The sequence below is a fragment of the Lysinibacillus antri genome, assembly GCF_003977595.1.
GTDB classification, from domain to species: Bacteria; Bacillota; Bacilli; order Bacillales_A; family Planococcaceae; genus Ureibacillus; species Ureibacillus antri.
Genome location: NZ_RYYR01000010.1, coordinates 31,686 through 53,504, shown reverse-complemented (window position 1 = coordinate 53,504; position 21,819 = coordinate 31,686). Strand labels below are relative to the sequence as shown.

Genomic DNA, 21,819 nt, shown 5'->3' with positions numbered 1-21,819 from the left:
AATTGTGAATTTAATAGAAAAATTGATACATATTATAGATATTCATCCCATAATCCCGACGAGAACAAAAAAACCAGCCCCTTATGAAAGAGACTGGCCTCAATATTTTTATTACATTTTTTCAGGAGCTGCTACACCAATTAATCGTAATGCGTTTGCTAATGTTACGCGAACGGAGCTAATTAAAGCAAGACGCGCTTCTGTTAGTTCTTTATTTTCTGGATTTAATACTTTTTCTGCGTTGTAGAAGCTATGGAACGCTGCAGCTAACTCTTGAATATAGTTGGCTACGCGGTGTGGTGTACGATGTTTTGCAGCATCTGCCACGACCTGTGGGAACGAGCCTACTTTTTTCAGTACATCTTCAGACTTTTCATCAGCTAACAGATTTAAGTTTTCTAATGAAGAGGCAAATCCTTGTTCCTCAGCTGAACGTAGAATTGAACAAATACGTGCATGTGCGTATTGTGCATAATACACTGGGTTTTCGTTCGATTGTGAAACAGCTAGGTCTAAATCAAAGTCCATGTGTGAATCACAAGCCGTTTTCACAAAGTAGTAACGCACTGCATCTAGTCCAACTTCTTCCACTAACTCACGCATCGTTACAGCATTTCCTGTACGCTTACTCATTTTGTACTTTTCGCCGTTTTTATAAAGCTGAACCATTTGGATCACTTCAACTTCTAATTTTTCGCGATCGTAACCAAGCGCTTGAATGGCCGCTTTCATACGAGGAATATAGCCATGATGATCGGCACCCCAAATATTAATCAGCTTTTCAAACCCACGTTGGATTTTGTCCTCGTGGTACGCAATATCTGGCGTTAAATATGTGAAAGAACCGTCTGATTTAATTAAAACACGGTCTTTATCATCACCAAATGTTGTCGAACGGAACCAAGTTGCTCCTTCTTCTTCAAACACATGACCGTTTGCTTTTAATTTATCTAATGCAACATCGATTTTCCCGTTTTGATATAAAGATGTTTCAGAATACCAAACATCAAAATTAACACGGAAATTTGCTAAGTCATTTTTTAATTTATCTAATTCTAATTTTAAGCCGTGCTCACGGAAGAAGTTGAATCGCTCTTCATCTGATTTATCTAAAATCGAATTACCGAATTGCTCAGATAATTTCCCTGCAATATCGATAATATCTTGTCCATGGTAACCATCTTCAGGCATTTCTGCATCCATACCTAACGCTTGTTTGTAACGTGCTTCTAAAGAATAAGCTAGGTTGTTAATTTGGTTACCTGCATCGTTAATATAGTATTCACGAGAAACGTCAAAGCCTGCAAAGTCTAAAACGTTACATAATGAGTCTCCGAATGCTGCACCACGAGCATGTCCTAAGTGAAGGTCACCAGTTGGATTTGCTGAAACAAACTCCACTTGAACTTTTTCTTTATTTCCAGCAGTTGAACGACCGTAATTTTCACCTTGTTCTTTTACTGCTTTTACTACGTCTGCTAAGAAATCTTTACGCACTGTGATGTTAATGAATCCTGGACCAGCGATTTCTAATTTTTCAATTTCCGTACCTTCAGTTTCTAAGTTTTCTAAGATCGATTCTGCAATCGCACGTGGTGGTTTTTTCGCTAATTTAGTTAATTGCATTGCTAAGTTTGTTGCGTAGTCACCATTTGCTTTATCTTTCGGTGTTTCAAGATGGATATTAAATTGCGCCCCTTCTTCTACTAGACCTGATTTTGTAACGGCTAATGCAAGCGCATCTTTAATGGATTGTTGCAATTGTTCTACTGCGTTCATTTTTGTCCCTCCGAATAATGAATTTCTAACGTATATTTTCCGACAGATTGACCACTTATAATGAGGTCATACTGAACTTTAAAGTTTCCATTAATCCCATGTTCCTCTTCGTGATCATGGGTTAATTGATGAGTTTCTGTTAGGATTGGCAATGTACCAAACTGGGTATCATAATGCCCACTTTCTTGTTTTTCGCTATTAAATGGGAGCCTCATTTTTACTCCCCCACTTCGTAAAATTAACGCTTGAAGGTTGTCCATTTTTACAGTTGTCTGAATGGACTTGTCATCAAGTACCTCTTCATAGCGTAAATACGTTTTACCTGCTTTATTTATATAAGATCCATTTAACCACATCTCATAGTTTTCGGGTTCACCATCAATTGGTTGGATGGTAGAATTCAATTTAATTTTCACGCTTTTTTCAAACGTATTCATCCCTAGTCACTCCAGACTAACTTTACTATAACCTTATCATTATAGGATGAATTGTCTATTTTTATCAAGGTTGAACTTAATTGGAGAAAAAATAAGCACGGAAAACGTTTTACGGTTTTCCATGCTTATTTTCTATTTTATAGGGCGAGTCGCACGTATTTTACTCGAAACCGCTCGTAAATCTGGAAAAAGCGCTCGTATTTCTCAAAAACCCGCTCGTAAATCCAGAAAAGTCGCTCGTATTCCAGCAAAATCCGCACGCAACCGATTTAAGAGGTTACTTTACCCAACCTAAGATCATCTCGCGTAATAATTTCGACGCAGTATTCGCTGTCATTTCGGATGAGTCATAAATTGGTGCTACTTCTACTAAGTCAAAGCCGACTACATTTACATCGCTACCAGCAATAGCGTGGATGGAAGCAAGTAATTCTTTTGACGTAATACCACCACAATCGACTGTACCTGTACCTGGTGCGTGGGCTGGATCTAATACGTCAATATCAATTGTTACGTAAACATTGCGACCAGATAGTGAAGGTAATACTTCTTTTAACGGCTCTAACACTTCAAATTTTGAAATGTGCATCCCATTTTCACGTGCCCAATCAAACTCTTCTTTCATACCTGAACGAATACCAAATGAATACACATTATTTGGTCCGATATGCTCAGCAATTTTGCGAATTGGTGTTGAGTGTGAAAGTGGTTCCCCTTCGTAGTCTGTACGTAGGTCTGTGTGTGCATCAAAATGAATGATCGCTAAATCGTTATACTTTTCATAAACTGCTTTCATTACTGGCCAAGAAACTAAATGTTCTCCACCCATGCCCACAGGAATTTTCCCATCTGCTAATACACGCTTCACAAAACCTTCAATTTCATCTAATGATTTTTGCGCATTTCCGAATGGTAGTGGAATATCACCAGCATCGAAAAATTTCACATCATCTAATTCGCGGTCTAGGTATGGACTATACTCTTCTAATCCAATTGACACTTCACGAATACGTGCTGGACCAAAACGTGATCCTGGACGATAACTCACTGTCCAGTCCATTGGCATTCCGTATAGAACTGCCTTTGATTCCTCGTAATTTGGATGACTTTTAATAAATACGTTACCTGAATATGTTTCATCGAATCTCATTGTTTGTTCACCTACTAAGTTATTTTTCTTTACATTTGTTTTAAAAAGTTTCCGACATATATCCCATCAAACGGACAAACTTCAAGGTGTAAAGCTACCTGAAGATTCCGGTAAATGAAGAATTAGGAACTTTCATTGACTTTATTCGTATAGTTTTATACATACTGCAAAAAAGTATAGATGTTTTTAGACAAAGTGCAACAGTTTTTTTATGTATAAATTCGATTAAAGTGATTATTACTCGACCATACTGTTGTTACTGTGAATAAAACATTGATTAGCTATTAATAGTGTTAAGGCTCGCGATCGCAGGCATTATTCAAACTTTTAAATTTGATACTAGAAAATATAAAAAAAATGAGGTGAAATACGGATGAAAAGACAAAGCTATCGCAAAAAACAAAAACGGCAAAAATGGATGAAACATACTGCCTTCACTGTTGTTGCTATCATTTGTGCAGTAGCCGTGTCATTAGGTGCATTGCGGTTGTATGCACAAATTACTGGTGCCCCTCCCCTTACAATGACAAAAGCATCCGTGTTTTTAGATAGTAACGGGAATCGCATTGGTGATTTTTTTACTGCTGAACGACGATATTGGGTGGAGCTCGATGAAATCTCTCCTTATTTACTAGATGCAACCGTCGCCGTAGAAGATAAAGATTTTTATACGCATAGCGGGTTCGATTTTTCACGAATTGCCAGTGCGCTTTTAAAAGACTTAAAAACGCAAAGTAAAGCGGAAGGTGCGAGTACAATTACAATGCAGCTTGCACGTAACCTTTATTTAACTTTAGATAAAACATGGACAAGGAAAATTCAGGAGGCTTTTTACGCTTATAGACTTGAAGTTTTCTATAATAAAGATGAGATTTTAGAAGGCTATTTAAATACTGTAAACTATGGCCACGGTATGTATGGTGTGGAAGCAGCGAGTCGTTACTATTTTGGTAAATCTTCTAGCGATCTAACTTTAGCAGAAGCAGCGCTATTAGCCGGTATTCCAAAGGGCCCTAGCATTTATTCCCCAATTAATGATTATGAAAAAGCAATCAATCGTCAAAAAGTCATTTTACGATTAATGGAAGAACAAAACTATATCTCAGCTGAAGCAAAGGAACGTGCCAATGAGGAACAAATTGTCTTGAAAAACGAACAATGGGCTGCAACAAAATCCGTTGCTCCATATTTTTTAGATGCGGCTTGGCAAGAAGCAGAAAAAATTCTAGAAAAAGAACATCGCAACATTCGTGAAGGTGGATGGGTCATTAAAACAACATTAAATCAAGCCCATCAAAAAGCAGCTGAAGAATCTGTTGCAAGTAATATGCCTGACAGTGATTTACAGGTTGGATTTGTCAGTATGGAAGTAGATTCCGGCCACGTAACAGCATTAGTCGGCGGACGCGATTATTCTAAAAGTTCCTTTAACCGTGTAACCCAAGCCGTCCGACAACCAGGTTCAGCCATTAAACCCCTTCTTTATGCAGCTGCATTAGAAAATGGGTTCTCACCTTTAACTTATTTAGAAGTGGGTGAAACGATTTTTACCTATGATAATGGTCGAGCAACGTACAAGCCACAAAATGTTAATGGTCAATTTGCGGATGGTGCAATGTCTCTCGCACAAGCAATCGCGATCTCTGACAACATTTATGCGGTAAAAACATTAGAGAAAATTGGATATGAAGCTTATAGTGATATATTAAAACGCTTCGATTTAAATTATACAGATGCAGACAACCCTTCCATTGCGTTAGGAACAATTGAAACATCTCTTTATAAATTAACGAGCGCATACAATACCATCGCAGCAAATGGGAAGAAGAAAGAACCGACAATGATTCTTTCCATTCAAGATGGCGATGGCAAAATGGTATACGAATATAGTAAACCGAAAAGTGAACAAGTGATTTCAGAAGAAGATGCATTCCTTTTAACAGATATGATGACAGGAATATTCGATCCAGTGTATAGTGACTATTCTCCAGCTACAGGGGTTTCTCTTCGACCGCGCATGACCCATACGTATGCAGCGAAATCGGGAACTACTGTTAGTGATCAATGGTTAGTCGGTTATACACCAAATGTAACAGCGGGTGTTTGGAATGGCTATGACCAAGGCAAAACCCTTTCTGTCCAAGCTGATATGGCGGCTTCAAAACAAGTTTGGATTGATTTTATGGAAGCCATCAACAAAGGCAAACCGAATGAAAACTTTAAACCACCTAAAGGGGTTGAAGGCGTAGTAATAGACATCGAGACTGGAAAACTCGCAACAGACTCTTGTCCAAAACAACGCTTCTTATATGTAAAAAAAGAAGATGTCCCTGAAGAAAAATGCTCAAATAATGAGTTCTTCAATGAAGATTCATGGAATGACTTCCTAGACTTATTCCCTTTTGAGACATTTAACGATGTGTTTAATTAAAAGCGAAAATAGAATTTAGTTATTTGCTTGCTCTCCCTAATTATTTGCTATTAATAGAAAAGTATTTGGAAGCAAAATCTTGTAACAAAAAAGCTTTCTCTTAACACGGAAAATACTTCCGTTATTTAAGAGAAAGCTTTTTTATGGCAAGGCGAAAGCGTGAGAATCATGGGGCATTCGGCTTGGGATGTTTCAAATGCCGCATAAGTCTCAAGCTATTCGGTTGCCAAGTGTCCTAGCTCACTATTGTCAGCTACATTCAGTGTACTTTTTTTCAAACTGAGTTTCAACAATGGATTAAATAGCTAAAATAAATGTCACACTTTGTTCAATATTAGATAGTAAATTTAAGCAAAATTATTGACTAACAAACATTTACTCATAATAAAAATTGCCTATTTATTATCTAGGGAAAATTTTTACATATGAGTTAGACACCATTATTTCCTTAATTTACTGCTAAATCATTTCGTAATTGTTCGTCGCTATTTCCCCACATTTCAAGGTTATGTGATTGTAAAAATTCAGCTAACACTTGTTTTGATACATCATCCATATGCTCGACAATGATTTTTCGCTTCATCGATTTATCCATTTTATTTACGTGATCTGCTAAAATTTTATAGCCGCGCCTTTTTTCTCGGTTGACGACCATTTCACATGCCGTTACCCCTGCAAAGTAAGGTCCCTCTTCCTTAAAGTCAATCGTTACCCATACGAGCCAATAGGGTTTTCCGCCCTCTGAATCTGCTTTGTCTGTTGTAAATTTAATACCACGCTCCACGTCACTTTTCGCATGCATGGCCCCTATATCGATAAACGCATGTTTTTCTTGTATGTCAATGAAAACTGGCGATACATTTTCTAATGATAATGACCCAATGCCAAATCCTTTATGCCCGTCTGTTGGATCATTTTTAATAATTGTAAAGCCCAATTTTTGTTTTTTTGTTTCTTCATTTGCCATTGTAAATCCCTCCATCTAAGCCTATTATAATGAATATACACTAATTTTATCCTTGGAGGACTTAAAATGCCTATAGTAACTGTAAAATTATTAGAAGGTCGTACTGATGAACAAAAGAAAGCTTTAGTAGAAAAAGTAACAGAAGCCGTTGTCGAAACTGTTAATGCAAAACCGGAAGCAGTAACGATTGTTATTGAAGAAATGGCAAAAAATCACTACGCTACTGGCGGCGTTCGTGCTTCGGATAAATAAAAACTTCCAAATAATTAACCCTACTACATAGTTTCAAATGTAGTAGGGTTATTTTACATAAACATAATTTCTTTCGGATAATAAACTTTATAATCTACTTTTATATTATTCGCCATAGCTGACACGATATGGGATTGTTCAGAAAGCTCCCGAATTTCTCCACTTGGCATCTCCAAATAGATTGGTTTTTTCGTTGATTTTGAACCCGGACGATAAAAATCATAAGGTAAGTCCGATGTCGAATCTGGTTTTATATAATACTCAGGATCTAAACCAATCGATTTCACTTGTTCGACCAGCCAAGCAAAACGCTCTGGTTCTTCCTCTGGATTTAAATCCACATGGGCAAATAAATCCCGATTCACAAACCTGCGCGATAAATCTTTTAATATCGCATCTTCTTCATCCATCCAAAATTGGAAATACGCTAATAAAATATTTTCATCAAGTGCTAAATAATCTTCCAAAGTTACTTCATTTTTAAAGAATGATTCAAAATGGGTCGGCTTCATTTTAAATTGATAGCCATCTTCATATAACTTTCTCGCTCTTTTTAATACATGATTTAATATCGCTTCAGCACTGCGAGAGACTGGATGAAAATAGATTTGAAGATACATTTGATAACGCGACATGATATAGTCCTCGATCGCGTGCATCCCACTAGCTTTAAACACGATTTGTCCTTGTCTTGGACGAATGACACGCAAAATTCTTTCCATATCAAAGTGACCGTAGCTAACCCCAGTAAAATAAGCATCTCGTTGTAAGTAATCCATTCGATCCGCATCGATTTGACTTGAAATTAAACTGACGGCTAATGTATTTGTATAATTTTTTTCAATAATAAGGGCAACCCTTTCAGCAAAATCTGGTGATACTTTCCTTAGTACCGCATTTACTTCCGTATTGCCTAATAATATTTGTCTTGTAAAATATTCATGATCTGTATGGAAAACATTTTCAAAGGCATGAGAAAACGGTCCATGTCCTAAATCGTGTAAAAGTGCTGCACATAGGACAACCAATCGTTCACTTTCATCCCAATCCGCTCTTCCTCTAAACACATCGTCAATAATTCTTCGTACAATTTCATAGACACCAAGAGAATGATTAAATCGACTATGTTCTGCACCATGGAACACTAAATACGTTGTGCCAAGTTGTTTAATGCGGCGTAATCGTTGGAATTCCTTTGTACTAATTAAATCCCAGATTACTTGATCGCGCACATGAACATAGCGGTGCACAGGATCCTTAAATACTTTTTCTTCTACTAACTTAGCATTAGCGTAATTACTCACTGTCCACACCTCACTCCCACTATCTTATTTCCTATTATAAGGGAGTTTTGACATAAATACACCTAACAGTCTTCATTTCGTTCAATTGAAACAACAAAAAGAGTTGTCCAGAAAGTATTACACTTTCTGGACAACTATGCTTCTAATGATATAATTTCGTTAAAAATCTGTGCTCCTGCGGTAGTAACAATAAATTGTCACGATCCTCGTCGCAAAGGGGGCGTTCGAAAATCACTTTTCGGACGCCCCCTTTATTACTTACCCTTTTAGTTTTGTTATTACTTTTTCCATTAACTCATCTTCAGTTAATGCATTGACAGGTCGACCATTTACAAAGGTAAAAGTCTTTTTACGGCCTGGACCACAGTATGAATGACAGCCAATTTCAATCGTCGCATCTGGATCTAATTGTTTTAATTTCGGAATTAACGTTTTTAAATTAACGGCCTGACATTCATCGCAAACTTTAAATTCGTTTGCCATTTAGTCAACAACCCTTTCTATTTTTATATTGTATATACGGTTTTATAATCTAGTTTATTTGAGTATTCATTTTTACACAAATGTTATTTTATCGTAGCAAAACTACATCAGCAAGTAAAAACCGTATATATCCGTCAAAGGTCTTAAGAAAAGCTACAGTGGCTCGCCAAGCTCTTGAAAAACTGCTAATAAAAATCCAAAACTTCATACTTTTATATATTTTCTTTTTTCTATAAATATAGGTGAATAAAATTGGTACATCTTGGACAATATAGTTTTGAGATAACAAATTACTATTATTTTAAGAGGAGGATTTACAATGGTCAAAGTAAGACAAGATGCTTGGTTAAAAGAAAATGATGAATTATTAGCAGAAGCAGTAATTCGCCATGTCAAAGAAGGAAGTACGCAATTAAATGCATTTGAGGAAGCTGGTGATGCGTTAAATCGTACAGCTGCAGCATGTGGTTTTCGTTGGAATGCCGTTGTTCGCCGTTTATATGAAAAAGAGCTAGCACAAGCAAAGAAAGAAAGAAAAGAGAGAATGCGAGTATTAGGCATGTCTGGTCGACGCCGCTCTCAACCTGTTTATCTTTTACCTGGTTCTACTACAACTAGCACAAATGAAGAGGTAAAATCGATTCCATTATCAGCTTTGAATTTAGATATTGTCATTGCTTATCTATTACGCTTGCAACATCAAGGTGGTAACGATATCGAAGCGACAAAATGGCGCCATATTGCAAACACTGCAACAGAAAAAGTGAAAGAGTTAGAGGCTCAATTAAGACGACTAGAACAAGAGAATAAGGAAATTCGCGAAGATTATGAGCAATTTGTTCAAATTATGAACCGCGCTCGTAGATTAGTAACTCTAGAAGAAGATGAACAACGTGTTGCACCTGTATTTAAAATGGAGAAGAACGGTAACTTAGTAGCCAACTATACAACAGGCGCAATTGAAAAGGAAAACGTGGATGTGCCGAATTAAGCACATGCACGTTTTTTCTTTTACGTTAAAAGTATATATTTACAGAGTTCGAGCGTGCCATAGCCTTTACGAGGAGCCTTAGCTTTTCTTCAACATTTTTTCATTCCGTTCGAGCACTCGTTTTAAGTAGAACATATACAATTCAGATTCTTTCTCCATTAATGAATTAATTTCAAGCTCTCCTAAGTTATAAAGTAGGTTTTGTAAACGAAGGACTGTGTCAAAAACAGTAATTGGCTTATTTAATAGTTCACTTAAACTTGCCATGACTGATGGATTAATTTGTGGGTAGTCAAATTTCGTCTTGACCTCTTTTAAACTAATGCTATAAAAATCTTTTATGAGTTTCGCACGACTCTCTCCACTACCCTCAATACATAAATAAATTTGGACAGCAATCCCTTGACGTAAGCGGCGTTGAGAAATCCCCGCAAACTTCTTGCCATCAATACTCAAATCATATGAACCCGGGCAATAGGAACCGACAATTTCATAAGCTTCTATTTTATCTGCTACTTCCGGGAACAATAATTGAATGAATGCCACCATCACATCATAGCCTCTATTGATTGGAATCGCTTCGAGTTGTTCAGATAAAATTATAGACATATTAAGAACACCGCTATCCAAAACGACTGCTAAACCACCCGAGTTACGCACAATGGAATGATAGCCTTGCTCTTTTAATAGCGCCATTCCCTCCTGCACAAAAGGAAGTCGATGGTCTTGGATCCCCAACACGACCGTGTCATCATGAACCCATGTACGAATTGTTGATGGTGATTGCAACTGCCCGACGATTTCACAAAGAGTATCATCCATCGCAAAGGATTCGAGGGGCGAGCGGTTTTTCATTGTATTAGATTGATCGATAAAGCGCCAAGTTGGTTGTTGTAATAAAGGATGCATAGTTAACTCCTACAAAAAAGTAATTACTTCAAGGATACATGATTTATCAATGGATTAAAAGAAGTGCATACTAATGACGAATCTGTGAAATTCGACAAAATATAAGGTTCGATAAAGGAATTATCTAGATTTTATGCTAAGATAATCGTGAATGATTATCAATTAAGGGAGTGTTTATGAAATGAATGAAGCAGCTATTACACTAGATGGTTGGTACTGTTTACACGATTTCCGCGCAATTGACTGGACTTCTTGGAAATTAGTATCACAAGAAGAACGTTCAAATGCCATTGATGAATTTGTAAATTACTTAGAAAAACTAAACGAAACACATGTGGCAAAAACAGGATCTCATGCCTTCTACTCGATTATCGGACAAAAAGCTGATTTCATGTTAATGATTCTTCGTGAAACACCAGAAGAACTTCAAGAATTAGAAGCAGAATTCAATAAATTAGCCATTGCTGATTTCACAGTTCCAACATACTCATATGTATCCGTAGTAGAGTTATCGAATTATTTAGCTGGCCAATCAAATGAAGACCCATATCAAAATCCACATGTACGTGCCCGTCTATACCCAGAGCTTCCTCGTACAAATTATGTTTGCTTCTACCCAATGGACAAACGCCGCGAAGGAAATGACAACTGGTATATGCTATCCATGGATGAGCGTCGTGAATTAATGCACTCTCACGGATTAATCGGCCGTAGCTATGCAGGTAAAATTAAACAAATCATTACAGGTTCTGTTGGTTTGGATGACCATGAATGGGGCGTAACATTATTCTCAGACGATATGTTACAATTCAAAAAAATCGTATACGAAATGCGCTTTGATGAAGTATCAGCACGTTACGGTGAATTTGGCGAGTTCCTAGTTGGAAATCTTCTTGATAACGACAAGCTAACTAAATTCTTATCAGTAAATAAATAAACGTCTATACAAAAAACGAGACGAGGGACAATTCACCTACGTCTCGTTTTTTTCGCCTTCATCCTTGGTTTTCAATATTAAAATAATGGTATTAATGAAAAAACCAACAAAGACAATCAACACAAATAAATACCAATGCAACGGTTGTTCGTAAAAACTTGCGACAACAAAGGCAATAATCGCACTGAAGAGAATTCCTATCCATATACCAATTTGCATCGTACCAACCCCTAAGGTAATTTTCTTATTAAACGATTCCCCTTATCCATTTTCTCTAACTACCGCATCCAAAATACTAGAAACATGAAAAACGTACTATTATTACTTCATTGTATTAATAATTTGTCTTTTTTATACAAAATATGAACTTAAAAGTAATATGTTTCATAAATTAAACCCATAGGCGAATTTTTATCATTTCATTATTCTTAAATGGTAACCAATGCATATACATTGTAATGAGGAGGTTTGTGATTTGGCTAGGGTAGCAGCAAATGAAGCGCAAATTTCCTTACTCGCTCGGTTAATGTGAGCAGAAGCGGAAGGCGACGGATAATTAGGGATGCTATTGGTCGGTAATGTCGGTGTTAACCGTGTTGTTGCAGACTGCCTCGACTTTAAAAATGTTCAAACACTAGAACACATGGTATATCAAAGTTCAGGTGGTTTTGAAGCAACCCCAAAAGAATACTTTTATCAGCAGGTGCGCCCTGAAAATCTTGCATTCGCAAGGCGATTAATTCAAGGCGAATGTTTTCCACCAGCTAAAAGATTTTTACGGTTTTTCATGCCAACTGGAGATTGTCTTACACAGTAGTTTAATCAGTGGAATGTAGGCAGATTTAAATCGCATTGCTTCTTTGCATCAACAACTCAAGATTGTTCAACTGTTTAGTCAACATCAAACCTAATGGTAAAATTTCTTTGAAAGGATGTTTTTTATTGTATTATTATTGGAATCAAATGGGTCAACAGCAATATCCTACAGGGCAATACCCGACATATCAGAATAGCCAATTTACAGGACAGCAAATGATGCCGCCAGCGACTGGTGGAGGTAACATGCAAATTACCGCCATGCCTGGTCGAAATATCACTGCACCAAATCTTCGCGAAGAATCATACATCGAAAATATTTTACGTTTAAACCGAGGGAAACCAGGAACATTCTATTTTACAGTTCCATCTGCAACTGGGATCGACCAACAAGGAAATACAAAAAGAGTACGGGGCGTTGTGGTTGAAGCAGGTCGAGATCATGCCATTATTCGTGAATTACAAACAAATCATTACTTCTTATTCCCAATGATTTACTTTGATTACGCTGAGTTTGATGAAGAATTAGCATATTTCGCTCAAACACCTGGCCTACCCGGATAATGAAAAAATCCACTTCACTTAAAATTGGTGAAGTGGATTTTTTAGTTGTTTTCGGAGCTGGGCGAGCCGCTTCCGCTTTTCTTTAAATTTTAAATTTCTGTATTTCGTTTTGTAACTCTTGGGCTTTAACACTAAGCTCCACAGCTACATGATTTACTTGTTCCATTGTTGCTGCTTGCTCTTCAATTGCAGCGGCAATCATTTCTACATCTTTAGCTGATTCCGATGAGCCATTAGAAATTTCATTCACTGATGCGGAAACTTGTTCAGCACTTGCCGAAATTTGTTCAGATGTCGCGGAAATTTCTTCAATTTGCGTTTTCATCTTCTCTACTGAATGGACAATCGTTTTAAAGGATTCCCCTGCCGCGCCAATCACTTTCACACCATCATTGACTGTAGTTAAGGATTCACTTACCGCTTTTTCTACATTATCCGTATCCGATTTGATCTCTACAGTTAGATTAAAAATTTGGCTCGCTGACATTTTTGACTCTTCCGCAAGTTTGCGAACTTCCTCGGCAACAACCGCAAATCCTTTTCCATGCTCGCCTGCTCTTGCTGCTTCAATGGCCGCATTTAATGCTAATAGATTCGTTTGTTCCGTTATATCTGTAATTACTTTGGAGATGCTTTCAATTTCTTCTGTTTGTTTACTTAATCGTTGAACGAGATCATTTACTAATGTTGTAGAATGACTAATTGTTTCCATTTGTCGTTCTGCTTGTTGAAGAATCGTTGTCCCATGCGTTGCTGTATCGTTTGCTTCTATTGAACTATTGTGTAAAACTTGCGTGGATTCAGCAATACGTTGTACACCAGCAGCCGTTTCATCCATGGAACGAGCACTTTCATTTGCCGCTTGCGCACTGACCTTTGCTTGTTCAGCAGTGGCTCCAACACGTTGCTCAATGTCTTCAGTGGAAGCTGTTATTTCTTCGGTACTTGCCGATAATTCCTCTGCAGCTGCACTTAAATGTTCCGTACTAGATTGAACATTGACAATTAATGATTTTAAGTTACCTTTCATTGTGTTAAAGGCTTGTGAAAGTTGACCGATTTCATCTTTTGTACGAACTTTTAGATCTTCTTCCGTTAAGTTCCCCGTTGAAACAACGCTAACTGACTTTACAACATTTCTTAATGGTATTGTAATTGAGCGTTTTACATAGATCACTAAATAAATACTTACTAGTAAACTAGCAATTAATACGACAGTTGAGATCGTTTTTGCTGAGGACATAGAAGAATCCGATTGCTTGTGAATTTGATCAAGTTGTTTTGTTTGGTATTCAAACATTTTGTCTGTAATTCCAGTTAGATTTTTGCTATCTTCTGAAAGAGATCCATTGATAATCATTATTGCGCGGCTTGTATTCCCTGTTTGAATCTCTTTAATTGCTGTTTCCATATTGTAATTGTAACTTGCTCTTACATCTTCAACTTCTGAAATGTAACCGTTCATGACATCACTTTTAGAAGCTTCTTTTAATGTCGCAAATTCTTCATCAAACAATTCTTTAAATGTTATTAAGCTATCTATCGAATTTGAATCATCAATAACGATTTGACGTGCCAATAACCCTTGCATCGCTAACGAATAACGCATTTCTTCAATGTTTAACATTTGTGCAAGCCGCTTATCTAATAATTCGTCCATGTTTTTATCAATCGTATTCAAATTAAAAAAACTTACACCAACTGAAATACATATAAGAACAATTAATGAATAAAATGAAAGACTCAATTTCCCACCAATACTCATAAATCACTCCCCCAATCATCATAGTAGTAGTTTTTATTTGCTATGTTTTAAATATTTTAGTGTTGCAAGTCCCATCGTTTTTGCTGCGATTAACATGGCACGTTCGTCAAAATTAAATCGTGCATGATGATGAGGATAAGCTTCTTCCCACTCTGGATTTTTTGCCCCCGTGATAAAGAATGTCCCTGGCACTTTTTCTAAATAATACGCAAAGTCTTCACCAATCATAAACGGCGCACATTCTTTTACATTTTGCACTTCTGGTACAAGGCAAGCTGCATCTGCAAGAAATTGCGTTTCCTTTTTATGATTCACAACTGGTGGATACCCTCTTGAAAATTTATAGTCGAACGTAGCATGAGCCCCTTCACAAACCGATTTCAATAACAATTCAATTTCCTGCTCAAGAAGACTACGCACGCTCTCTTCAAACGTACGAACCGTCCCTTTAATGACGACATTCTCAGCAATGACATTAAAGGGATTGATAGCTTCAAAATGCCCAACAGTTACAACTGCCGATTTTAATGGATCCACTCGTCTTGAAACCAATGTTTGTAATTGTGTCATAAAGTGCGAACCAATGACAATCGCGTCTACTGAATTGTGTGGTTCTGCGCCATGACCACCTTTACCATGAATCGTAATATCAAACATATCAGCTGCTGCCATAATCGGACCAGTGCGTACTCCAACATCTCCTAAAGGCATTGGTGCCCATAAATGCGTTCCAAAGATTACATCGACGCCATCTAGACAGCCATCATCAATCATTGGTTTTGCCCCGCCTGGAGTAATTTCTTCGGCAAATTGATGGATAAAGACAACATTTCCCGCAAGTTGTTCTTGCATCTCTTTTAAAACCTTCGCTAGGACAAGTAATGTCGCTGTATGGCCATCATGACCACAGGCGTGCATAACCCCATCTACTTTTGATTTATATGGGAGATCATTAAGCTCCTGAATCGCCAAAGCATCAAAATCCGCACGTAATGCTACTGTTTTCCCTGGCTTTGCCCCACGTAAAGTAGCCACTACCCCTCTTCCACCTACTCCTTCACGTACTTGGAGCCCCAATTCTCGGTGATAGTTTGCGATATATGCTGGTGTATGCACTTCATGAAACGATAGCTCCGGATTAGCATGTAAGTACCGGCGAATCGATACCATTTCTTCATAATTTTTATGTAATGCCGAAAACAAATAATCCATAGGAAATCCCCTCTCCATTTCGACCAATATTTCATTAATGTTAGATTGTTTACCTACTATATCAATCTATTACGAAATTTAAAGAATTACATCTAACTACTCACAATTTTTAAGTACTTTTACTTATGCTTTAAAACAGCAACGATTGTTAGAACCCAACCTGTTAAAAACAATACTCCCCCAATTGGCGTAATAGCACCTAATATACCAATACCCGAGATTGCTAGAACAAATAAACTACCTGAGAAAATTAAAATACCTAGATTCATACAAATCGCGGCAATTTTAAGTTGCTTGACCCCTCCAAGTAATTTCGAACTCATTAATACACCAATAAACAGTAAAGCAGTGGCATGGAACATTTGATATTGCACTGCAGTATCCCAAATACCTGTACCGTAATCATCGAGTATATTTTTTAAAGCATGGGCACCAAATGCTCCTAAAGCGACCGCTAAAAAGCCATGGATAGCACCGGATATAATTGAACCTTTCATAATTTAAATTACCTCATTTCTTATGTATTCTGTTCTAAAAATTCACGGCAAATTTCTAAAAGTCGAAAATCGATTCTCCATTGGCATCGTTTTCCTTTAATTTTGCTCCGTTAAGTGATGATACATTATTTACAATATTGTCCTGTTGAACCGAGTTACTCACTGGAGTTGCGCTGCTTTTATAACTAACGCTTCCAGACTGAGTTTGCTTGTTGCTTGATAACGCCACATTACATAATGCACGAACTGCACTTAGTTGTTCGCGTATTTGTTGCTCATCTTTCTCACCTTTTGCACTTGCTACAAGTTGTTCGATTTCATTGATTAACGTTTGGTACGAAATCATCTTTTTCGTGCCTCCTCTGTAGTTTTAAGTGAAAATTGCATGCAATCCATTCCAGAAGATTGTTTTACGACCATTGAGGGAAGCTGTTTTGATTTGAATTGGTAGGCCGCACATCCTCTAGGGTTATTTTGATCCCATGTCACTCGAAAATGTTGGCACTTAAAACAATTTACTTTCATATAATCCCTGACTTTCTATATCAATTTAACACGATTCCAATAAAGTGGAAAGTAAGTGAACTTCACACGTTTTAAGCGGGATGAATAGTAGTTATCGGTAATAACTACTATTCCAAACACCAATCAATCGGCTCTTTCCCCCACTCAACTAACTTTTCATTTATTTTAGAGAAGGGTTTACTGCCGAAAAATCCACGGTGGGCACTTAATGGGCTTGGATGAGGTGCTTGTAAAATGTAATGATGCGCACCATTTTTTTCAATAATGGCTCTTTTCGTTTGAGCAGGTTTTCCCCATAATACAAACACAATTGGTTCGTCTCGCATTGCTAACTTTCCAATGACCGTATCTGTAAATTGCTCCCAACCAACTCCTTTGTGGGAATTAGCTTCACCTTGTCTAACAGTCAAAACCGTATTTAATAAAAATACTCCTTGCTCCGCCCACTTCATTAAATAACCATCTTTTGGGACCTTACAACCGATATCCGTTGAAAGTTCTTTAAAAATATTTCGTAAGCTCGGTGGATGTGGAACTCCTTTTTTGACAGAAAAACTCATCCCGTGAGCTTGTCCTGGTCCGTGATAAGGATCTTGACCTAACACGACCACCTTTACTTTTTTATAGGGCACTGTATGAAAAACACTCATGACTTCTTCTTTTGGTGGATACACTGTTGATGTACTATATTGCAATGCTACAAAGTCTGTTAGTTTTTTGAAGTACGGCTTGGCAAACTCTTCCTCAAGGATTGTCTGCCACTCATTATGGAAATTCATTTTCATATTTAAATACACCCCTTCTTCAACGTACTTTATTAACACCCATGTTTCAATAGTAGTTTTTAGCACAATTTTTTAAGTAATCTTTAAGTCTGACCATATACTATTTAATCATTCTGACTATTTTTACAAAGTCAGCATTAGTATATACTTCATTATATTAAATAATCTTAAATTAAGGAGTACGATATAGATGACTTTGAAAAAAACATTAACAATCGCTGGTTCTGACGCATCAGGTGGTGCAGGGTTAGAAGCAGACTTAAAAGCATTTGAACAACATGATACTTACGGCATGGCGGCAGTTACAGTGATTGCCACTATGGACCCTGATAACAACTGGGCACACGGTGTTCATACATTACCGATTGATGTGTTAAAAGCCCAATTAAAAACAGCTTTTTCTACTGGCATTGATGCACTAAAAACAGGCATGCTTTCAACAGAAGAAGTAATCAAAACAAGTGGTGAAGCAATTTTAGCATCTGGCGTAAAAAATGTTGTCATTGATCCCGTGATGGTTTGTAAAGGTGAAGATGAAGTACTAAATCCTGGTACAGTTGGCGCAATGATTGAATATTTATTACCTAACGCCCTTGTGACAACACCAAACCTTTTCGAAGCAGGTCAACTAGCAGGCACTGGTACACCAAAAACGATTGAAGAAATGAAAATCGCTGCTGAAAAAATCGTAGAAAAAGGTGCGAAAAATGTTGTGATTAAAGGTGGCCGCGCACTGCAATCTGATAAAGCAGTTGATTTATTCTATGATGGTCAAGATTTCTACTTATTAGAAACTGAAAAAGTAGATACAACTTATAACCATGGTGCAGGTTGTACATTTGCAGCAAGTGTAACAGCAAATCTTGCAAATGGATTATCTGTGAAAGAAGCAGTTATTGAAGCCAAAGAATTTGTTGCAGCTGGAATCAAACATGGCTGGAAACTAAACGAATTTGTAGGACCTGTATACCACGGCGCAAAACCAAGACTTGGCGCGCCAGAAGTAATTGTAAAACAAATCTAATTTAGTGCCAGGCACCCAAACAATTCGGAAAATTCGAAATTGTTCGGGTGCCTGGTACTTTCATTAAGTAGCAATTTTTACTATACTGTTTTGTAAGTAGATGTGAAAGGAGAATTAAGATGAAGGAAGTACAAGTGAACGAGATTCAAGAATTACTTAATTCTTTTGCGAACAAAGACGTCTATATTCATCTAGAAACAACGAATGGAGCTTATGCCACGCATTTTGATGAAAAAGTGTTTAATGCTGGGGCTTTTATTCGTAATGCAAAGATTCGCTTTGAACTTGCCAAAATTATTGATGACACGCCACACCGCGTAGGATTAAAAATGGAGCATGGCTGGGTTTATGCTCAAGGAATTACCCATTACAAATTGGATGAAAAAGGCCGCCTATTAATGGCTGGGCTAGACTATACTGGAAAACTTGCTGTGGCACTAGAAATTAGTGAAACACCATTTACTTATTAAGGAGTGAAGTACATGACTTTACAACCACAACGCCAGATTTTAGTTGTCTTTCCTCATCCAGACGACGAAGCTTTTTCGTCAGCAGGAACGATTCGACTTTACCGAAATATGGGGGTCCCTGTTACATACGCCTGTTTAACTTTAGGAGAAATGGGCAGAAATCTTGGTAATCCTCCATTTGCAACACGAGAGTCTTTACCTGAAATTCGCCGTGAAGAATTAAAAGAAGCTTGTAAGCATATGGGCATTGACGACTTACGAATGATGGGATTACGCGATAAAACCGTTGAATTTGAAGATGATGAAAAAATGGTAAAACTCGTAACCAATCTAATCGATGAGTTGAATCCTTCATTAATCATTACGTTCTTACCGGGTTATGCCGTCCATCCAGACCACGAAGCCACTGGACGCGCCGTGATAGAAGCTGTTCGTCGCATTCCAAAAGATGAACGTCCAACCGTTTACGCAGTCGGTTTTGCGAACAACACCCTCGCTGAAGTAGGACCTCCGAATATCGAAATCGATGTAAGCAACGTAAAACTCGATAAAGTAAATGCACTAAAAGCTCATGCTTCTCAAACTGCTTGGATGATTGAAGAAAGCACGAAACGTATCGATGATGGCAGACCTATGAGTGATAGCTGGCTACACTTCGAAAGATTTTATCATTATCAGTTTGAAGACTAAAATAGATACGAAAGGGAACTCTACATTTAGAGATTCCCTTTTTTCATTTCAATAGCAATAATTACCTCCCCCTATCGTATACATATAATTGAATAAAAAAACACGCTTAATAGTAAACTTCTTCTAAGAATAATTACGTATAGGTTTTTAGGACCTATGTGAAAACCATTCAAATTTTATACACTAATGCATTACCCAACAAGGATTTGAACCATTACAAAAATAGCATCTATTGCCACTCAGAAAAACGGGAATCCCTCTTCACAACGTAGAGAAAAACCCATATCTTGTAAACCTATTCAATTTTCACACATTTGAAAGTTTCTGAATAATTTTACTTTAACTAAAGCTATTTACAACTGTATATTTCTCCTTTATATTGAATAAATATTCAAATACTACTACAACAGAAGAGGTAAAAACATCATGAAAAAATTCACTCCATATACATGGTTCCTTTTTATCTTTCTTTCAATTGTTGGTGTATTTTTATTTATTACACCAATGAATACAGAAGACGGTTTAAAGGTTCCAATTGCATTACTCGCTAATGCAGTATCAGATTTAACGGCATCCTTCATACATTGGTTTGCATTTATTATCTTTATTATTGCAGCAACAGGCTCAGTAATAATTAAATTTGTTCCACAAAACAGAGAGCACACAATTTGGGATTCATTATTCCGTGTAAACTGGTTCTGGACGATTATGCGTATTTTAGCTGTTATTTTTGCAGCGATGTATTTATTCCAAGTTGGTCCAGAAAGCTTTATTAGTGACTATACTGCCGGGCTACTAATTACTCCAGATGGCGGCTTAGTTACAATGATGTTCTCGCTATTCCTATTTGCCGGGTTATTGTTACCATTACTTACGGACTTTGGTTTACTCGAGTTCTTTGGTTCCATGATGGTAAAAATTATGCGTCCATTATTTAAAATTCCTGGACGTTCTGCTATCGACTGTTTAGCATCATGGGTTGGAGATGGAACAATCGGTGTTCTTCTAACAGCTAGACAGTACGAAGACGGCAACTATACAGCACGTGAAGCTGCAACGATCGCTACAACATTCTCAGTTGTATCCATTACTTTCTGTTTCGTTGTCCTTGAAACAGTAAACTTAAATAACTACTTCCTCCAATTCTATGGAACGGTTATTGTAGTCGGGTTAATTTTAGCATTCATTATGCCACGTATTTACCCATTACGTCAGAAACCTGATACAAATTTTGATGGCTCAGTAGCTAATGAAAAACGTGAAGATATTCCAGAAGGATACAACGCTATATCTTTCGGCTTACACAATGCGTTAACAAAAGCAGAGAGTAATCAAAATTTAGGAAAAGTCATTGCTTCAGGATTTAAGAACGTACTTGAAATGTGGTTTGCCATTACACCAGTCATTATGGCTTTCGGCACGATTGCATTAGTTCTTGCTGAATACACAAGCGTCTTTAAAATTTTAGGGATGCCATTTGAGCCAATTTTAGCTGTACTCCAAATTCCTTTTGCGGATGAAGCAGCTCAAACAATGATCGTTGGTTTTGCAGATATGTTATTACCTTCTATTTTAGGAGCGGGTATCGAATCTGACTTAACTCGTTTCTTCATCGCAACAGTTTCAGTAACACAATTAATTTACATGTCAGAAGTCGGCGGATTAATTTTAGGAACAAAACTACCAATTAAGATTTGGGATTTATTTATTATCTTCCTAATCCGTACACTCATCTCTATTCCAATAATTGCGTTGGTTGCACATATAATTTTCTAAGCAAAAGGGTTGGCACTTGCCAGCCCTTTTACATTTTTGGATAATCCCTCAATAC

Annotated in this window: 22 protein-coding genes and 1 pseudogene; 10 read left to right on the top strand and 13 right to left on the bottom strand. The window is 37.2% G+C overall.

Annotated features, from left to right (window positions below):
- Positions 1-111: 111 nt before the first annotated feature.
- The 3 genes from argS to speB all read right to left on the bottom strand — a co-directional run bounded on the left by argS (position 112) and on the right by speB (position 3,366).
- Positions 112-1,779, bottom strand: a complete 1,668-nt coding sequence (gene argS / locus EK386_RS09215) for an arginine--tRNA ligase (RefSeq protein ID WP_126658870.1) — start codon at positions 1,777-1,779, stop codon at positions 112-114.
- Entirely contained in the window at positions 1,776-2,216 is a 441-nt protein-coding gene (locus EK386_RS09210) for a YwiB family protein (protein ID WP_126658869.1), read from the bottom strand. Before EK386_RS09210 ends, argS begins: the two co-directional genes overlap by 4 nt.
- Before the next feature lie 277 nt (positions 2,217-2,493).
- Positions 2,494-3,366 (bottom strand): agmatinase, encoded by an 873-nt coding sequence (gene speB / locus EK386_RS09205; RefSeq protein ID WP_126658868.1) that lies wholly within the window; start codon positions 3,364-3,366, stop codon positions 2,494-2,496.
- A gap of 373 nt (positions 3,367-3,739) precedes the next feature.
- Between speB and EK386_RS09200 the strand changes: the two genes are divergently transcribed.
- Positions 3,740-5,797, top strand: a complete 2,058-nt coding sequence (locus tag EK386_RS09200; RefSeq protein WP_126658867.1) for a transglycosylase domain-containing protein — start codon at positions 3,740-3,742, stop codon at positions 5,795-5,797.
- Positions 5,798-6,245: 448 nt separating this feature from the next.
- Here EK386_RS09200 and EK386_RS09195 read toward each other — a convergent pair whose 3' ends face one another.
- Positions 6,246-6,764: a YwhD family protein gene (locus tag EK386_RS09195; protein WP_126658866.1), complete on the bottom strand. Its 519-nt coding sequence runs from the start codon at positions 6,762-6,764 to the stop codon at positions 6,246-6,248.
- A 66-nt stretch (positions 6,765-6,830) separates the two neighbouring features.
- Between EK386_RS09195 and thmT the strand changes: the two genes are divergently transcribed.
- The gene (gene thmT, locus EK386_RS09190) at positions 6,831-7,016 is read left to right on the top strand and encodes a 2-hydroxymuconate tautomerase (protein WP_126658865.1); all 186 of its coding nucleotides are present in this window, start codon (positions 6,831-6,833) and stop codon (positions 7,014-7,016) included.
- Between the two features lie 53 nt (positions 7,017-7,069).
- On the opposite strand, the gene EK386_RS09185 is transcribed toward thmT, so the two are convergent.
- Together EK386_RS09185 and EK386_RS09180 are read right to left on the bottom strand one after the other, a co-directional pair.
- The gene (locus EK386_RS09185; RefSeq protein ID WP_126658864.1) at positions 7,070-8,320 is read right to left on the bottom strand and encodes an HD domain-containing protein; all 1,251 of its coding nucleotides are present in this window, start codon (positions 8,318-8,320) and stop codon (positions 7,070-7,072) included.
- A 258-nt stretch (positions 8,321-8,578) separates the two neighbouring features.
- Entirely contained in the window at positions 8,579-8,803 is a 225-nt protein-coding gene (locus EK386_RS09180; RefSeq protein WP_126658863.1) for a YuzB family protein, read from the bottom strand.
- Between the two features lie 319 nt (positions 8,804-9,122).
- Here EK386_RS09180 and EK386_RS09175 point away from each other — a divergent pair, with 319 nt between their 5' ends.
- The gene (locus EK386_RS09175; protein ID WP_126658862.1) at positions 9,123-9,794 is read left to right on the top strand and encodes an RsfA family transcriptional regulator; all 672 of its coding nucleotides are present in this window, start codon (positions 9,123-9,125) and stop codon (positions 9,792-9,794) included.
- A 78-nt stretch (positions 9,795-9,872) separates the two neighbouring features.
- Here the strand turns inward: EK386_RS09175 and lipL are convergent, their stop codons facing one another.
- Positions 9,873-10,703 carry an octanoyl-[GcvH]:protein N-octanoyltransferase gene (gene lipL / locus EK386_RS09170; RefSeq protein ID WP_126658861.1) on the bottom strand — a complete coding sequence of 277 codons (831 nt, stop codon included), beginning with the start codon at positions 10,701-10,703 and terminating at the stop codon, positions 9,873-9,875.
- Positions 10,704-10,884: 181 nt separating this feature from the next.
- On the opposite strand from lipL, the gene hemQ reads away from it, so the two are divergent.
- The gene (hemQ, locus tag EK386_RS09165) at positions 10,885-11,640 is read left to right on the top strand and encodes a hydrogen peroxide-dependent heme synthase (protein ID WP_126658860.1); all 756 of its coding nucleotides are present in this window, start codon (positions 10,885-10,887) and stop codon (positions 11,638-11,640) included.
- 36 nt (positions 11,641-11,676) lie between these two features.
- On the opposite strand, the gene EK386_RS09160 is transcribed toward hemQ, so the two are convergent.
- On the bottom strand, positions 11,677-11,859 hold the full coding sequence (locus EK386_RS09160) for a hypothetical protein (RefSeq protein ID WP_126658859.1): 183 nt from the start codon (positions 11,857-11,859) through the stop codon (positions 11,677-11,679).
- Between the two features lie 343 nt (positions 11,860-12,202).
- Between EK386_RS09160 and EK386_RS09155 the strand changes: the two are divergent.
- Together EK386_RS09155 and EK386_RS09150 are read left to right on the top strand one after the other, a co-directional pair.
- Positions 12,203-12,535 (top strand): annotated as a pseudogene (locus EK386_RS09155) (cell wall hydrolase).
- Between the two features lie 47 nt (positions 12,536-12,582).
- Positions 12,583-13,020, top strand: a complete 438-nt coding sequence (locus tag EK386_RS09150; RefSeq protein ID WP_246027633.1) for a spore coat protein GerQ — start codon at positions 12,583-12,585, stop codon at positions 13,018-13,020.
- 82 nt (positions 13,021-13,102) lie between these two features.
- Here the strand turns inward: EK386_RS09150 and EK386_RS09145 are convergent, their stop codons facing one another.
- From EK386_RS09145 to EK386_RS09120, 5 genes are all read right to left on the bottom strand, one after another.
- On the bottom strand, positions 13,103-14,785 hold the full coding sequence (locus EK386_RS09145; RefSeq protein ID WP_126658857.1) for a methyl-accepting chemotaxis protein: 1,683 nt from the start codon (positions 14,783-14,785) through the stop codon (positions 13,103-13,105).
- A 33-nt stretch (positions 14,786-14,818) separates the two neighbouring features.
- Positions 14,819-15,997: an amidohydrolase gene (locus tag EK386_RS09140; RefSeq protein ID WP_126658856.1), complete on the bottom strand. Its 1,179-nt coding sequence runs from the start codon at positions 15,995-15,997 to the stop codon at positions 14,819-14,821.
- A gap of 119 nt (positions 15,998-16,116) precedes the next feature.
- Entirely contained in the window at positions 16,117-16,494 is a 378-nt protein-coding gene (locus EK386_RS09135) for a DUF423 domain-containing protein (protein WP_126658855.1), read from the bottom strand.
- Positions 16,495-16,549: 55 nt separating this feature from the next.
- Positions 16,550-16,840 (bottom strand): YwdI family protein, encoded by a 291-nt coding sequence (locus EK386_RS09130; RefSeq protein ID WP_126658854.1) that lies wholly within the window; start codon positions 16,838-16,840, stop codon positions 16,550-16,552.
- Between the two features lie 286 nt (positions 16,841-17,126).
- Positions 17,127-17,804 (bottom strand): uracil-DNA glycosylase, encoded by a 678-nt coding sequence (locus EK386_RS09120; protein WP_126658852.1) that lies wholly within the window; start codon positions 17,802-17,804, stop codon positions 17,127-17,129.
- A 190-nt stretch (positions 17,805-17,994) separates the two neighbouring features.
- Between EK386_RS09120 and thiD the strand changes: the two genes are divergently transcribed.
- From thiD to EK386_RS09100, 4 genes are all read left to right on the top strand, one after another.
- The gene (gene thiD, locus EK386_RS09115) at positions 17,995-18,828 is read left to right on the top strand and encodes a bifunctional hydroxymethylpyrimidine kinase/phosphomethylpyrimidine kinase (protein ID WP_126658851.1); all 834 of its coding nucleotides are present in this window, start codon (positions 17,995-17,997) and stop codon (positions 18,826-18,828) included.
- Between the two features lie 119 nt (positions 18,829-18,947).
- Positions 18,948-19,298, top strand: a complete 351-nt coding sequence (locus EK386_RS09110) for a YojF family protein (RefSeq protein WP_126658850.1) — start codon at positions 18,948-18,950, stop codon at positions 19,296-19,298.
- Positions 19,299-19,310: 12 nt separating this feature from the next.
- A complete protein-coding gene (bshB2, locus tag EK386_RS09105) occupies positions 19,311-19,988 on the top strand; it encodes a bacillithiol biosynthesis deacetylase BshB2 (protein WP_126658849.1) in 678 nt (225 codons plus the stop codon).
- Positions 19,989-20,414: 426 nt separating this feature from the next.
- Positions 20,415-21,764 (top strand): YjiH family protein, encoded by a 1,350-nt coding sequence (locus EK386_RS09100; protein WP_126658848.1) that lies wholly within the window; start codon positions 20,415-20,417, stop codon positions 21,762-21,764.
- Positions 21,765-21,819: the final 55 nt, after the last annotated feature.